The 14,215-nt window shown below is 52.7% G+C and carries 16 protein-coding genes; 11 read left to right on the top strand and 5 right to left on the bottom strand.

Annotation, left to right across the window (positions count from 1 at the left end; genetic code table 11):
• Position 1: 1 nt before the first annotated feature.
• The 7 genes from mrdB (at position 2) to lipA (ending at position 7,118) form a co-directional block, all read left to right on the top strand.
• The gene (mrdB, locus tag ACOTZF_RS05500; RefSeq protein ID WP_013097590.1) at positions 2 to 1,114 is read left to right on the top strand and encodes a peptidoglycan glycosyltransferase MrdB; all 1,113 of its coding nucleotides are present in this window, start codon (positions 2 to 4) and stop codon (positions 1,112 to 1,114) included.
• 16 nt (positions 1,115 to 1,130) lie between these two features.
• Positions 1,131 to 2,243, top strand: a complete 1,113-nt coding sequence (rlpA, locus tag ACOTZF_RS05495; RefSeq protein WP_020685663.1) for an endolytic peptidoglycan transglycosylase RlpA — start codon at positions 1,131 to 1,133, stop codon at positions 2,241 to 2,243.
• A gap of 139 nt (positions 2,244 to 2,382) precedes the next feature.
• On the top strand, positions 2,383 to 3,594 hold the full coding sequence (gene dacA, locus ACOTZF_RS05490) for a D-alanyl-D-alanine carboxypeptidase DacA (protein ID WP_013097592.1): 1,212 nt from the start codon (positions 2,383 to 2,385) through the stop codon (positions 3,592 to 3,594).
• Positions 3,595 to 3,699: 105 nt separating this feature from the next.
• Positions 3,700 to 3,963, top strand: a complete 264-nt coding sequence (gene ybeD, locus ACOTZF_RS05485; protein ID WP_003858718.1) for a DUF493 family protein YbeD — start codon at positions 3,700 to 3,702, stop codon at positions 3,961 to 3,963.
• A 95-nt stretch (positions 3,964 to 4,058) separates the two neighbouring features.
• Positions 4,059 to 4,700 carry a lipoyl(octanoyl) transferase LipB gene (gene lipB, locus ACOTZF_RS05480; protein WP_129317875.1) on the top strand — a complete coding sequence of 214 codons (642 nt, stop codon included), beginning with the start codon at positions 4,059 to 4,061 and terminating at the stop codon, positions 4,698 to 4,700.
• Between the two features lie 291 nt (positions 4,701 to 4,991).
• Positions 4,992 to 5,945, top strand: coding sequence for a YbeF family transcriptional regulator (locus ACOTZF_RS05475; RefSeq protein WP_013097594.1), 954 nt, complete (start codon positions 4,992 to 4,994; stop codon positions 5,943 to 5,945).
• A 207-nt stretch (positions 5,946 to 6,152) separates the two neighbouring features.
• Positions 6,153 to 7,118 (top strand): lipoyl synthase, encoded by a 966-nt coding sequence (gene lipA / locus ACOTZF_RS05470; RefSeq protein WP_013097595.1) that lies wholly within the window; start codon positions 6,153 to 6,155, stop codon positions 7,116 to 7,118.
• Between the two features lie 81 nt (positions 7,119 to 7,199).
• Here lipA and tatE read toward each other — a convergent pair whose 3' ends face one another.
• Positions 7,200 to 7,403: a twin-arginine translocase subunit TatE gene (tatE, locus tag ACOTZF_RS05465; RefSeq protein WP_013097596.1), complete on the bottom strand. Its 204-nt coding sequence runs from the start codon at positions 7,401 to 7,403 to the stop codon at positions 7,200 to 7,202.
• A gap of 125 nt (positions 7,404 to 7,528) precedes the next feature.
• On the bottom strand, positions 7,529 to 8,317 hold the full coding sequence (locus ACOTZF_RS05460) for a deaminated glutathione amidase (protein WP_038980982.1): 789 nt from the start codon (positions 8,315 to 8,317) through the stop codon (positions 7,529 to 7,531).
• 67 nt (positions 8,318 to 8,384) lie between these two features.
• Between ACOTZF_RS05460 and crcB the strand changes: the two genes are divergently transcribed.
• A complete protein-coding gene (gene crcB / locus ACOTZF_RS05455; protein WP_029882131.1) occupies positions 8,385 to 8,768 on the top strand; it encodes a fluoride efflux transporter CrcB in 384 nt (127 codons plus the stop codon).
• A 219-nt stretch (positions 8,769 to 8,987) separates the two neighbouring features.
• Here crcB and cspE read toward each other — a convergent pair whose 3' ends face one another.
• Both cspE and pagP read right to left on the bottom strand, forming a co-directional pair.
• Entirely contained in the window at positions 8,988 to 9,197 is a 210-nt protein-coding gene (gene cspE, locus ACOTZF_RS05450; protein WP_002439184.1) for a transcription antiterminator/RNA stability regulator CspE, read from the bottom strand.
• Between the two features lie 190 nt (positions 9,198 to 9,387).
• The gene (pagP, locus tag ACOTZF_RS05445) at positions 9,388 to 10,005 is read right to left on the bottom strand and encodes a lipid IV(A) palmitoyltransferase PagP (protein ID WP_155687007.1); all 618 of its coding nucleotides are present in this window, start codon (positions 10,003 to 10,005) and stop codon (positions 9,388 to 9,390) included.
• Between the two features lie 603 nt (positions 10,006 to 10,608).
• On the opposite strand from pagP, the gene dcuC reads away from it, so the two are divergent.
• Both dcuC and rna read left to right on the top strand, forming a co-directional pair.
• Positions 10,609 to 11,976 carry an anaerobic C4-dicarboxylate transporter DcuC gene (dcuC, locus tag ACOTZF_RS05440; RefSeq protein ID WP_020685657.1) on the top strand — a complete coding sequence of 456 codons (1,368 nt, stop codon included), beginning with the start codon at positions 10,609 to 10,611 and terminating at the stop codon, positions 11,974 to 11,976.
• A 93-nt stretch (positions 11,977 to 12,069) separates the two neighbouring features.
• Positions 12,070 to 12,879, top strand: a complete 810-nt coding sequence (gene rna / locus ACOTZF_RS05435) for a ribonuclease I (RefSeq protein ID WP_129317876.1) — start codon at positions 12,070 to 12,072, stop codon at positions 12,877 to 12,879.
• On the opposite strand, the gene ACOTZF_RS05430 is transcribed toward rna, so the two are convergent.
• On the bottom strand, positions 12,873 to 13,490 hold the full coding sequence (locus ACOTZF_RS05430) for a flavin reductase family protein (RefSeq protein WP_038418896.1): 618 nt from the start codon (positions 13,488 to 13,490) through the stop codon (positions 12,873 to 12,875). The genes rna and ACOTZF_RS05430 overlap by 7 nt on opposite strands.
• A gap of 266 nt (positions 13,491 to 13,756) precedes the next feature.
• On the opposite strand from ACOTZF_RS05430, the gene rnk reads away from it, so the two are divergent.
• A complete protein-coding gene (gene rnk, locus ACOTZF_RS05425) occupies positions 13,757 to 14,167 on the top strand; it encodes a nucleoside diphosphate kinase regulator (RefSeq protein WP_013097604.1) in 411 nt (136 codons plus the stop codon).
• Positions 14,168 to 14,215 lie beyond the last annotated feature (48 nt).

Below are 14,215 nucleotides of genomic sequence, written 5' to 3'. Positions count from 1 at the left end.
CATGACGGATAATCCAAATAAAAAATCGCTGTGGGATAAAATCCACATCGACCCAGCCATGCTGCTGATCCTGCTGGCTCTGCTGGTCTACAGCGCTCTGGTTATCTGGAGCGCCAGTGGCCAGGACATCGGCATGATGGAGCGCAAGATTGGCCAGATCGCGATGGGGCTGGTCATTATGGTCGTCATGGCGCAGATCCCGCCACGCGTCTACGAAGGCTGGGCCCCCTATCTCTACATCTTCTGTATTATTTTGCTGGTTGCGGTAGATGCCTTTGGGGCCATCTCCAAAGGCGCACAGCGCTGGCTGGATCTGGGTGTAGTTCGTTTCCAGCCCTCGGAAATTGCCAAAATCGCCGTTCCACTGATGGTGGCACGCTTTATCAACCGCGATGTCTGTCCGCCATCACTGAAAAACACGGCCATCGCGCTGGTATTGATTTTCCTGCCAACGTTGCTGGTGGCGGCGCAGCCTGACCTTGGTACCTCGATCCTCATCGCACTCTCCGGCCTGTTTGTTCTCTTCTTGTCGGGCCTGAGCTGGCGTCTGATTGGTATTGCGGTGGTGCTGGTTGCCGCGTTCATCCCTATTCTCTGGTTCTTCCTGATGCATGATTACCAGCGCCAGCGCGTGATGATGCTGCTCGATCCGGAAACCGATCCGCTGGGTGCGGGCTATCATATTATTCAGTCCAAGATCGCGATTGGCTCCGGTGGCCTGCGCGGTAAAGGATGGCTGCACGGCACCCAGTCGCAGCTGGAGTTCTTACCAGAGCGCCATACCGACTTTATCTTTGCGGTCCTGGCGGAAGAGCTTGGGCTGGTCGGCATCTTGATCTTACTCGCGCTGTATGTACTGTTAATCATGCGCGGGTTGTGGATTGCCGCGCGCGCGCAAACCACCTTTGGCCGCGTCATGGCGGGCGGGTTAATGTTGATTTTATTCGTTTATGTCTTCGTAAATATTGGTATGGTGAGTGGTATTCTGCCGGTTGTAGGCGTTCCGCTTCCGCTGGTGAGTTACGGAGGCTCGGCACTGATCGTGTTGATGGCCGGGTTTGGTATCGTGATGTCGATCCATACCCACAGAAAAATGTTGTCAAAAAGCGTATAAAAATAAGGGGTTCGGAATGCGTAAGCAGTGGCTGGGGATCTGCATTGCGGCAAGTTTGCTTGCGGCGTGCACAAGTGATGATGGTCAGCAACAGGCAACCGTCGCGCCGCCGCAGCCTGCGGTGTGTAATGGCCCAATCGTTGAAATCAGCGGCGCCGATCCCGTTTATGAACCGCTCAACGCCAGCGCGAATCAGGATTATGAGCGCGACGGCAAAAGCTACAAAATCGTTCAGGACCCTTCCCGTTTCAGCCAGGCGGGTTTCGCCGCCATTTATGATGCGGAACCCGGGAGCAACCTGACGGCATCAGGAGAAGCGTTCGATCCGACGCAACTCACTGCGGCACACCCGACGCTGCCTATCCCAAGCTACGCGCGTATCACCAACCTGGCGAATGGCCGTATGATCGTAGTCCGCATTAACGATCGCGGTCCGTACGGTAACGACCGTGTGATTTCGCTGTCGCGCGCCTCCGCCGACCGCCTGAACACCTCGAACAATACCAAGGTTCGTATCGACCCCATTATCGTGGCACCGGATGGCTCGCTCTCCGGGCCGGGTACCGCGTGTACGACAGTGGCGAAACAGACCTACGCCCTTCCCGACCGTCCGAATCTTGACGGTGGCATGGGGAGCGTCTCATCGCCGGCCGAGCCTTCTCAGCCAGCAGGCGAAGTGCGCCCTATCAGCAACGACACGTTGCAAAGCGATGACAGCACTGGCGCACCGGTAAAGAGTAGCGGTTTCCTGGGGGCTCCAACGACCCTGGCCTCCGGCGTGCTGGAAGGCAGTGAGCCTACCCCGGCGCCTGTTGCCGCCCCCGTCGCGCAGCAGCCTGCCCCCGTCACCGCTCCGGCAACGACCCAGAGCGCGGCGGTAGCAGCGCCTGCTGCCGCTTCCAGCGGCGGCTTTGTCGTTCAGGTGGGCGCCGTCAGCGATCAGGCCCGCGCGCAGCAGTATCAACAGCGCCTGAGCCAGCAGTTTGGCGTTCCAGGCCGCGTTGAACAAAACGGGGCGGTGTGGCGTATTCAGATGGGACCGTTTGCCAGCAAATCGCAGGCAGCGACCCTGCAGCAGCGTCTGCAAAATGAAGCGCAACTCCAGTCATTTATCGCTGTAGCGAAGTAATGTATCGGCGGCATCCGAATTGTCAGTTTGTGTAAAAGTCATTCACAAACTCATGCTTAAAGTCGGATGCCTGCCTGAATAGCATTTGCTATAGTAAGGCACTTTTTTTAATTCCATCACGGATGTCGTAGTTCTGACCATGAAGACCACTTTTTCTGCTCGTTTTGTGCAGCGCATGGCGCTGACCACGGCCCTTTGCGCTGCTGCGCTCTCCGCAGCTCACGCCGATGACCTGAACATCAAGACCATGATCCCTGGCGTTCCGCAAATCGATGCGGAATCCTACATCCTGATCGATTACAACTCTGGCAAAGTTCTGGCAGAACAGAATGCCGATGCCCGCCGCGATCCGGCCAGCCTGACGAAAATGATGACCAGCTACGTTATCGGCCAGGCGATGAAGGCCGGTAAATTTAAAGAAACAGACCTGGTCACCATCGGTAACGATGCGTGGGCAACCGGGAACCCGGTCTTTAAAGGCTCCTCTTTAATGTTCCTGAAACCGGGTATGCAGGTTCCTGTCTCTCAGCTGATTCGTGGTATCAACCTGCAGTCCGGTAACGACGCCTGTGTCGCCATGGCCGATTTCGCTGCGGGCAGCCAGGATGCGTTTGTGGGCCTGATGAACAGCTACGTTTCTGCGCTGGGCCTGAAAAACAGCCACTTCCAGACCGTTCACGGCCTGGATGCGGAGGGTCAGTACAGCTCTGCGCGCGATATGGCGCTGATTGGCCAGGCGCTGATCCGCGATGTACCGAACGAATACGCCATCTATAAAGAGAAAGAGTTTACCTTCAACGGTATTCGCCAGACCAACCGTAACGGCCTGCTGTGGGATAACAGCCTGAACGTTGACGGCATCAAAACCGGTCATACCGACAAAGCGGGTTACAACCTGGTCGCCTCTGCAACCGAAGGTCAGATGCGCCTGATCTCTGCCGTGATGGGCGGTCGTACCTTTAAAGGCCGTGAGACAGAAAGCAAAAAACTGCTGACCTGGGGCTTCCGTTTCTTCGAAACCGTGAACCCGCTGAAAGCAGGCAAAGAGTTTGCCTCTGAGCCGGTCTGGTTCGGTGATAACGATCGCGCCTCCCTGGGCGTGGACAAAGATCTGTACCTGACCATTCCACGCGGACGCATGAAAGACCTGAAAGCCAGCTACGTGCTGAACACCACCGAGCTGCATGCACCGCTGCAGAAAAACCAGGTTGTAGGCACCATTAACTTCCAGCTGGATGGCAAAACTATCGATCAGCGCCCGCTGGTTGTCCTGCAGGAAATTCCTGAAGGCAATTTCTTCGGCAAAATCATTGATTACATTAAATTGATGTTCCATCACTGGTTTGGCTAAAAATCGAACACTTGAAAGTGTGATTTTGATCCCCATATACTAAGTATCCTGATAACTCCCACCTGACGTGGGAGTTATTCTTTTTGACGTTACGCCGGAGCTGACATGAAAACCAAACTTAACGAACTGCTTGAATTCCCTACCCCATTTACTTACAAAGTAATGGGTCTGGCGAAACCTGAGCTGGTTGATCAGGTGGTTGAAGTGGTACAGCGCCATGCGCCGGGTGACTACTCTCCGTCAGTAAAACCAAGCAGCAAGGGCAACTACCACTCGGTATCTATTACCATTACCGCAACACACATTGAGCAGGTTGAGACGCTGTACGAAGAGCTCGGCAATATCGAAATTGTTCGTATGGTGCTGTAGTCCCTCTGCGGTTACCCGGTTTGCCGGGTAACCCCTCTCCCCCGCTGTGATATACTCCCCCTCATCTTTTGTCCCTCGTCTTCGGAGACGTCGTTTTGTATCAGGATAAAATTCTTGTCCGTCATCTCGGGCTGCAACCTTATGAGCCTGTCTCCCAGGCTATGCATGACTTCACCGACTTACGCGATGACACCACCCCTGATGAAATCTGGCTGGTAGAACACCTGCCAGTGTTTACGCAGGGGCAAGCGGGAAAAGCGGAACATTTATTGATGACGGGCGATATCCCGGTTATTCAGAGCGACCGCGGCGGGCAGGTTACGTACCATGGCCCAGGGCAACAGGTGATGTACGTTCTCCTGAACCTCAAACGCAGAAAGCTGGGCGTACGTGAACTGGTCACTCTGCTTGAGCAAACGGTCGTCAACACGCTGGCGGAATACGGTATTGATGCACATCCGCGGGCCGACGCACCGGGAGTCTACGTGGGCGAGATGAAGATCTGCTCGCTGGGGCTGCGTATCCGTAAAGGCTGCTCGTTTCACGGGCTGGCTTTGAACATTAATATGGACTTGAAGCCCTTCCAGCGCATCAATCCCTGCGGCTATGCCGGGATGGAAATGACGCAAATGTGCCAGTGGGTTGATACGGCAACAACAGAAAATATCCGTCCTGTGCTTTTAGCTAATATGTTAGCACTACTTAACAATCCCCCGCACGAATATATCACTGCTTAATATATTATACATCGTGGCTCGATAATTTGACGGGCCACGATTTAATTGCCGCTTTTACACTTTACAATAATCCGCATATTCTATATTTTCGAAGCGCTCGAATATTACCGATCCATATTATTTAGCCTCCCGTCAGCGCTGCGTGCAGGACCTAAGTAACTTGCGTGATAATCACTCAACTGGTTGTTTTTGATAAACAAGTGAAACAAAACCAACACTTTACGAATCTCTACAAGCATAATAAATAAATTCAACTATCATTCATGTTGTGAATGTGTACGGAGTAAAAGCGTGGAGTATAATAATTTACCAGCCAAACGCCTGAATGAACCCGGTGGCGAAGACAAGCCGCAAATTTTTCGGACTTTACGTAATATTGATCTCAATTTATTGACTATTTTTGAGGCGGTATATGTCCATAAGGGTATCGTTAACGCTGCGAAAATTCTTAATCTCACGCCCTCTGCAATAAGCCAGTCAATTCAAAAGCTGCGCGCTATATTTCCGGACCCGTTATTTATTCGTAAGGGACAGGGTGTCACCCCCACGGCTTACGCCACGCATCTGCATGAGTACATCAGCCAGGGGCTGGAGTCGATTCTGGGCGCGCTGGATTTAACCGGAAGCTACGACAAACAACGAACCATCACCATCGGCTGCTCTCCCTCTGTGGGGGTGTTGGTTATGCCTGCCATTTACCAGGCCGTAAAAGAGCATGCGCCGCAGCTGCTGCTGCGTAATGTACCGATCAGCGAACCTGACGTGCAGCTTGCCCAGTTCCAGACCGATTTAATTATCGACAGCGGCAGCTTCAGCGCCCGCGCGTTGGGGCAAAATGTCCTCTATGCCGACAACCTGGTGCTGGTCTGTCGCCAGCAGCATCCGGTGCTCAGCGAGCCGCTCACCATAGAAAATCTGCGTAACTACGATCACTCGTCATTTATGACGGAAGGACAGTCACATCATGCGCTGCGCCAGCGTATCGATGACATTTTCCCGGAGCGCCAGATAAGCTTCAGCAGTTACAATATGTTCACTACCGCGTCCCTGATTGGCAGCAGTGACATGCTCTGCATCATGCCTTCGCGCCTGTATCATCTGCTGCGGAAATGCTGGCCGCTGGAGAGCATTCCGCTCAGCCAATTGAATGCAGAATCTATTGAGATTTCACTGCATTACAATAAGCTCAGTCTGCGCGATCCGGTACTTGAAAATGTGATCCGCATCATCCGCCAGGCCTTCTGACAGGTTGACACAGCACAAGCCCCTGCCGCACGCAGGGCAAAAGGCACAAAACAACAACTATTTTACAAATTGGCGACCTGGCAGGCTGCTTTAACGACCGTTTCAATGATATACTGCCTGTCGTTCGTTCAAAAATAGTTGATAAATACAACATTCCCTTGAATTGAAACGCTTTCCTTCGATATTCGCAACTGGAACACGCACGCTATGAGTAAACCCATTGTGATGGAACGCGGTGTTAAATACCGCGATGCCGATAAAATGGCCCTTATCCCGGTTAAAAACGTGGCTACAGAGCGCGAGGCGCTGTTAAGAAAACCGGAATGGATGAAAATCAAACTTCCGGCCGACTCTTCGCGTATCCAGGGGATCAAAGCGGCGATGCGTAAGAATGGCCTTCACTCTGTATGTGAAGAAGCCTCTTGCCCGAACCTTGCTGAGTGTTTCAACCACGGCACCGCGACGTTTATGATTCTGGGTGCTATCTGTACCCGCCGTTGCCCGTTCTGCGATGTTGCTCATGGCCGCCCGGTGGCGCCGGATGCAAACGAACCTCAAAAACTGGCGCAGACCATTGCTGATATGGCGCTGCGTTATGTGGTCATTACCTCCGTTGACCGTGATGACCTGCGTGATGGGGGTGCTCAGCACTTTGCTGACTGCATTACTGCCATTCGCGAGAAAAGCCCGAACATTAAGATTGAGACGCTGGTGCCGGATTTCCGTGGTCGTATGGACCGCGCGCTGGATATCCTGACCGCAACGCCACCAGACGTCTTTAACCACAACCTGGAGAACGTACCGCGTCTCTACCGTCAGGTGCGTCCGGGTGCTGACTACAACTGGTCCCTGAAGCTGCTGGAGCGTTTTAAAGAAGCGCATCCACATATTCCTACCAAGTCAGGTCTGATGGTTGGTCTTGGTGAGACCAATGACGAAATCATCGAAGTGATGCGCGATCTGCGTCGCCACGGCGTGACCATGCTGACGCTGGGCCAGTATCTGCAGCCAAGCCGTCATCACCTGCCGGTGCAGCGCTACGTTAGCCCGGATGAATTTGATGAGATGAAAGCGGAAGCGATGGCGATGGGCTTCACCCATGCTGCCTGCGGTCCGTTTGTGCGTTCCTCTTACCATGCCGATATGCAGGCAAAAGGCGAAGAAGTTAAATAACCCTGTAATATTCACTTACAGGAATACAAAAAAACCGGCCTGTTGAGCCGGTTTTTTTTCGCAAGCCTTAAGGCATTGCCGTTACTCTTTGTGAGAGAGCTTTTCAGCCGGAACGGTATCCTCGGCGCTTTTCTTCGCTGCCGCGTCATCGTCGTTCATCGCTTTCTTAAAGCCTTTGATGGCGGCACCCAGGTCACCACCCAGCGTGCGTAACTTCTTGGTACCAAACAGCAGGACGACCAGTGCGGCAACCACCAGCAGTTTGGTAATACTAATCTCACCCATAGATACCTTCTTTACTTAAAACAGGCTGCATTCAGCGTCAAAACCGGATCATATTAACGGTCATTTGGCGCGTGCACACAATAGCAACCTGTAACAAGGTGAATCAAGCATTGTTGAAAAAAACATCACAATAATTGCGGTGGCGCAAAACGTCGGTTGCGAAGAACAGGTAATTGCTGCCGTGCAAGCGCTATCCTTTCTGAAATTATCTCCGCCATCAGTAAAACCGGACCTTCCGCTGCGGCGGCAATCGTGACGCCCAGCGGGTCAATCACCCTGCTCTGCCCGATATTTTTATTGCCGCACTCCCCTGCCGCGACCACATAACAGGTGGTATCCAGCGCGCGCGCCGTAAGCAACGTGGCCCAGTGATGCTCTTTCAGCGGCCCTTTAACCCACGCGGCAGGCAGAACAAGCACATCCGCTCCCTGTAATGCCAGGCTCAACGCCAGCTCAGGAAAACGCAAATCGTAGCAGGTCATCAGCCCAATGTTTAAACCATCAACCGCGATCAGGGGCGGAACGCACTCCCCCGGGTCAACCAGGCGCGACTCCTGGATACTGAACGCATCATAGAGATGAAGCTTGGCATAGCTGGCGATGATGACGCCGCCACGGATGGCTACCAGTGTGTTAACTGCCCGGCCAGGCGTTGACGGCACATGGACCGTCAACATTGTGGTCATGTCATTACCCGCACTCTCGGCCAGTAATTGCTGTAAAAACGCGCCATCAAGCGGCTGCGCGGATTTCACCGATAAATCCGGGTCGTTATCATCGCGAGCCAGCAAGGCTTCCGGCAGCACCAGCAACGACGCCCCCTTCTGTTGTGCCTGTTTCATCAGCGAGACACACTGCGCCGCATTCTCATGCCAGCGAGGCGTGACCGCAAACTGCCCTACCGCAACATACATATTTGTCCCCTGATTATAAACAGCGTTAAACTCGCCACTCTTACACATCAAATAGCAGGTATTTACAGTGTTACAACTCCTTTTAGCTGTTTTTATTGGTGGGGGGACGGGGAGCGTTGCGCGGTGGTTCCTGAGTATGCGGTTTAATCCACTGCATCAGGCGATTCCAATGGGAACACTGGCCGCAAACCTGATTGGTGCGTTTATCATTGGCATGGGTCTGGCCTGGTTTAACCGTATGACGCACATCGATCCCATGTGGAAAGTATTGATTACCACCGGGTTCTGCGGCGGTTTAACCACCTTCTCCACCTTTTCTGCGGAAACGGTGTTTTTGTTTCAGGAAGGCCGTATCGGCTGGGCGTTGCTGAACGTTGCGATAAATATGCTCGGCTCTTTTGCGATGACCGGGATCGCATTCTGGCTATTTTCTTCCGCCAGCCCCCACTAACTGCCGAAGCGTTAATGTTGGCTTAATTTTTCTCTGTCACTCTGGTGCCAATGCAGAACGAGGGTGACAGAATGAAAGAGAGTTTGATGAGCGCAGGCGTGGTGTTGTTGAGCGTGCTGATCGTTGCCAGCTTCCTGAAGATGTATCTGCTTGGCTGATGCAAAACGAAAAAAACCCGCTCAGTGAGCGGGTTTTGAAATTCTTGCTGACGCGTCTGAATTACAGAGCGATTACGTTAGCAGCAGAAGGGCCTTTGGCACCGTTAGTGATTTCGAACTCTACACGCTGACCTTCAGCCAGAGTTTTGAAACCATTAGACTGGATTGCAGAGAAGTGTACGAACACGTCTTTGCTGCCATCTTCAGGAGTAATGAAACCGAATCCTTTGGACTCATTAAACCACTTAACGTTACCTTTAATCTTAGACATCAAAATTACCTTTACATTAAAAAACGACACAAATGCTGTGTCGGTTACCAGTACAACAATTGTGGGACCTTTTGTCCAGCGGATCTTTGATAAAAAGTGACTAAAGTCGCGTTAATTTTCGCTGGCGGATTTTTATCCCATATGAATCAACGACTGCGCATTTTTTCACCGCTTTGTCAGCTTTTTTCAGTTAAAACTGAAAACGCATCCAGGCGAAGTAAACGTTACCGTTGTTGTACGTACCGGGAATGTAGGTCATCTGGAACGTTGCAGGGCCATAACCAATTGAGGCCAGCGGCAGCAGAACCGGAATGGGGATATAGTTCCAGTTGTCGCGTGCAGTCACCCCGGCGGTATAGCCCAGGCCAACGTGGAAGTTGTCGTCAGCTAACGGACGCCAGGTTTTCTCCCAGCCATAGCCACCAATCGGTTCCCATTTGTTAAAGGAGTCTTTAAAGGCCATCAGATAAATACCGTGCCAGTTGCCCTTTTCGTCCCAGCGCGACTGACCAAAACCTGCCCCCCACGGGCGTTCGTTATATTTATCGGTCTTTTCTTTGTCGTAGGCAAAGCGTGCATGCCAGGTGATGGCCGGCACGTAGAGATCATAGTGCTCTGGCGCATTCCAGGTCTGCGAAACATTATCCGTAAAGGTGGAGAACCAGCCCTTATCCGTCGCGTTCTCTTCAGCCTGTGCCACAGAAGAGAGCGTTAACTGTGCAAAAATAAACAGAAAAATGAAGAAAAATTTATTACGTACGATCACAATGCAATTACCATTCTTAGTATTCGAGGCAAAGTTTACCATACAATAGTTGAATGGAGCCTTAACGGCATCGGCATTACTCCTAATTAATCAGCCACTTTGCGAGAATATTCTGAGAGCGGCACGGCGGCCTGTTGAATAATCATCTCACGGGCGCGTTCAAACCTTTTTTAATAATGCCTACCGGTAAAAATAACCCTTCAGTTAATATGGCTTTCAGGACAAACATAACGCCCTGTCTGCAAGGTATAAAGATTATCATTAGCCTCTACAGCCAGTGTTTTCGTGCTGCTCAGCCCCTTTCTCACGAAACGCTGTACTGACCCACTCACCAACGCGCACCGGCAGGAAAAGTCTTTTCCCCTCTTATTCAAGAACGTGTTAATACTTATTCAAGAACGTGTTAATATAGAATCAATAAATTAACAACTCATTAGCATTTAAATGACATACTCCACTGTTGTCACCGGTCAATACCCATATGTCATTATTGCCATCACCATGGCAAAAATATCGCTAACATCTGCTTTAGTAGTATATTTATTGATTTTAATCAGCAAGGACTGGCCATTAATTCGGCACATTCTCATCCTTCTTTTTTATTGATTATTTGTGCTCTCGGGCAGCAAGGATACAGGGGAAATCATGCTTACGTTTTTCGAGCTCCTTATCGGAGTCGTCGTCATTGTCGGTGTAGCACGCTACATCATTAAGGGGTATTCCGCCACGGGCGTGTTATTTGTCGGCGGCCTGGCCTTGCTGATCGTTAGCGCCCTGATGGGTCACCAGGTCTTACCCGCCAGCGCAGCCAGCACCGGGTATACCGCCACAGACATTGTTGAATACATTAAAATTCTGCTCATGAGCCGCGGTGGCGATCTGGGCATGATGATCATGATGCTGTGCGGTTTTGCCGCCTACATGACCCATATTGGGGCCAACGATATGGTCGTGAAGCTGGCCTCCAGGCCGCTGCAGTACATCAACTCCCCGTATCTGCTGATGGTGGCAGCCTACTTCCTCGCCTGTCTGATGTCGCTGGCCGTGTCGTCAGCCACTGGCCTGGGGGTGTTGTTAATGGCTACCCTGTTCCCGGTGATGGTTAACGTCGGCATTAGCCGTGGTGCAGCGGCGGCTATCTGCGCCTCTCCGGCGGCCATTATTCTCTCCCCTACCTCTGGCGACGTCGTACTGGCGGCGAAAGCCGCGGAAATGTCACTCATCGATTTCGCCTTTAAAACCACGCTGCCGATTTCCATTGTGGCTATCGTGGGCATGGGCATCGCGCATTTCTTCTGGCAGCGTTATCTCGATAAAAAAGAGCACATCAGCCACGAAATGATGGACGTGAATGAAATCACCACCACCGCCCCGGCGTTCTATTCCATTCTGCCGTTCACGCCTATCATCGGCGTGCTGATTTTTGACGGCAAATGGGGACCACAGCTGCACATCATTACCATTCTGGTTATCTGTATGCTGCTGGCCGCCATGCTGGAATTTATTCGCGGTTTCAACACTCAGAAGGTATTTTCTGGCCTGGAAGTGGCGTATCGCGGTATGGCCGATGCGTTTGCAGGCGTCGTGATGCTGTTGGTGGCGGCAGGCGTCTTCGCGCAGGGTCTGAGCACTATCGGCTTTATTCAGAGCCTCATCTCCATCGCCACGTCGTTCGGCTCTGCCAGCATTATCCTGATGCTGGTACTGGTGGTGCTGACCATGCTGGCAGCTATGACCACCGGTTCAGGCAACGCGCCGTTCTACGCCTTCGTTGAGATGATCCCAAAACTGGCACATTCTTCCGGTATTAACCCGGCTTACCTCTCCATTCCCATGCTTCAGGCGTCTAACCTCGGTCGTACCATTTCGCCGGTATCAGGTGTCGTAGTCGCGGTCGCCGGGATGGCAAAAATCTCGCCGTTCGAAGTGGTAAAACGCACGTCGGTCCCGGTGCTTGTGGGCCTGATCATCGTGATTATCGCAACCGAAGTGCTGGTTCCTGGCGCAGCCTGAGTAAAATGACCGATATCCAAAAAGCGCCTGCGGGCGCTTTTTGTGCTTTAATAACTTCCAGAAATCTATCGCGTTAACCCATCAGGAAATCACATGTTCAGGAAGGATATCATTATCCCGTCTGGCGCCATGGCGCTTGCACTCTGTGTCTTCTCCGCGCAGGCGGATCCGCTCAAAGCCACGCAGTATGGCGATTTCGATCGCTACGTTCTGGCGCTTTCCTGGCAAACCGGGTTCTGCCAGAGCATGGCTGAACGTAACCGTAACGAACCCGAAGAGTGCCGTCTGCAAAAAGAGAGCAATAACAAGACCGATTATCTGACCGTACACGGATTATGGCCTGGCCTGCCAAAATCCATCGCCGCACGCGGCGTGGATGAACGCCGCTGGATGCGTTTTGGCTGCGCGACCCGCCCAATCCCGAACATGCCGGAAGCCAAAGCCAGCCGCAAATGCTCAGCCGCCGAAACCGGGCTATCACTGTCGGGTGCCGCAAAGCTGAACAGCGTCATGCCCGGGGCTGGCGGTAACTCCTGCCTAGAACGCTATGAGTACGCCAAACACGGCGTCTGCTTCGGCTTTGATCCTGACGCCTATTTCGGCACCATGGTGCGGATGAATCAGGAGATAAAAAACAGCGCGGAGGGTAAATTCCTGGCGGATAACTACGGTAAAACGGTAAGCCGTAAAGATTTTGATAACGCCGTGGCGAAAAGCTGGAGCAAAGACAACGTCAAAGCGTTCAAACTGACCTGCAATGGTAATCCGGCCTACCTGACCGAAATGCAGATCTCGCTTAAGGCCAGCACCATTAATAACCCGCTGTCTGCCGGCTCTTTTGCGCCACAGCCACATCCGGGTAACTGTGGCAAACAGTTTGTTATCGATAAAGTGGGTTACTGATCCACAATCGGGCGCACCATATCGAAGCGGTGTTCATCACTGATGCCATAATAGGCCGTCGGCCCACCCGCACGCAGGATGGGCTGCGCTTTCGCCGTCTGGTAGATCCCCTCTTCCAGCAGCGATTCGGCAATATGAATCCCCACCACTTCGCCCAGCACCAGCCATGTGTCAACCAGCGTGCCGTCGGCGCCGGTCAGCTGAATACACTGCGACAGGCGGCACTCAAAGTTCACCGGACTCTCGGCCACGCGTGGCGCCTTTACAAGCTGGCTTGCCGCTGGCGTCAATCCGGAAAAAGAGAACTCGTCTTGATCGTGAGGCAGCGTAGCGGAGGTGAGATTCATCGCCTCAGCCAGATCGCGCGTGGCAAGGTTCCAGACAAACTCACCCGTTTCGTTAATATTACGCACGCTGTCTTTCCAGCCGTTGCTGGAAAAGCCAATAATCGGCGGGCGGTAGTTAAAGCAGTTAAAGAAGCTATACGGTGCCAGGTTGATCTGTCCTGCCTGGTCGCAGGAGGAGATCCAGCCAATCGGACGCGGACCAATAATGGCATTCAGCGGGTCATGCGGCAGGCCATGCCCCTGTGACGGTTGATAAAAGTACATAGCGCTCTCTTATAAGGGGCAGACGCGAACTGCGTTTACCCACTATCCTGATTCAGAACGTTCAGCGTAACGCAATCCGCCAGAAATGCAGACTGAATAAATTTCAGCGAAAATTCATATGGCCCATGAATGTGACCTCTATCACTTCAAAGTTGCGTGCGCAGACAGTATCATCGGGAGAGTTAAACCCTCGCTGCCAGACGGCGAGGGTTTTCTTTTGGATTGGTTTCTGCGTTACACGCAGCATTAACGACATGGAGTAAAAAATGTCCAGACCCACCATCATTATCAATGAACTTGACGCAGAACGTATTGACCGACTTCTGGAAAAACCAGAATTCGCCTCGCTCCCGGTAGCCGATGCCCTGAATGAAGAGCTCGACCGGGCGCAGATGTGTACCCCGGAGTCCATGCCGCATGACGTGGTCACCATGAACAGCCAGGTCAAATTCCGCAACCTGACAACGGGCGAAGAGTTAACCCGCACGCTGGTCTACCCGGCGCAAATGACCGACAGCAGCGCTCAGCTTTCCGTGCTGGCACCGGTCGGCGCGGCCCTGCTGGGCCTGCGTACGGGGGATACCATTCACTGGGAATTGCCGGGCGGTGCCTCGACCCATCTGGAAGTGCTGGCGTTGCTCTACCAGCCAGAAGCGGCAGGCGATTACCTGCGTTAATCCCATCTGAACAAGCGCGACCCGCGTTGCACAGAGGATGCCTGCGCA

Origin of the sequence: Enterobacter cloacae complex sp. SHL021, from assembly GCF_049237765.1 — a bacterium.
Taxonomy (GTDB): Bacteria; Pseudomonadota; Gammaproteobacteria; order Enterobacterales; family Enterobacteriaceae; genus Enterobacter; species Enterobacter cloacae.
This window is presented reverse-complemented; position numbering and strand designations above follow the sequence as displayed.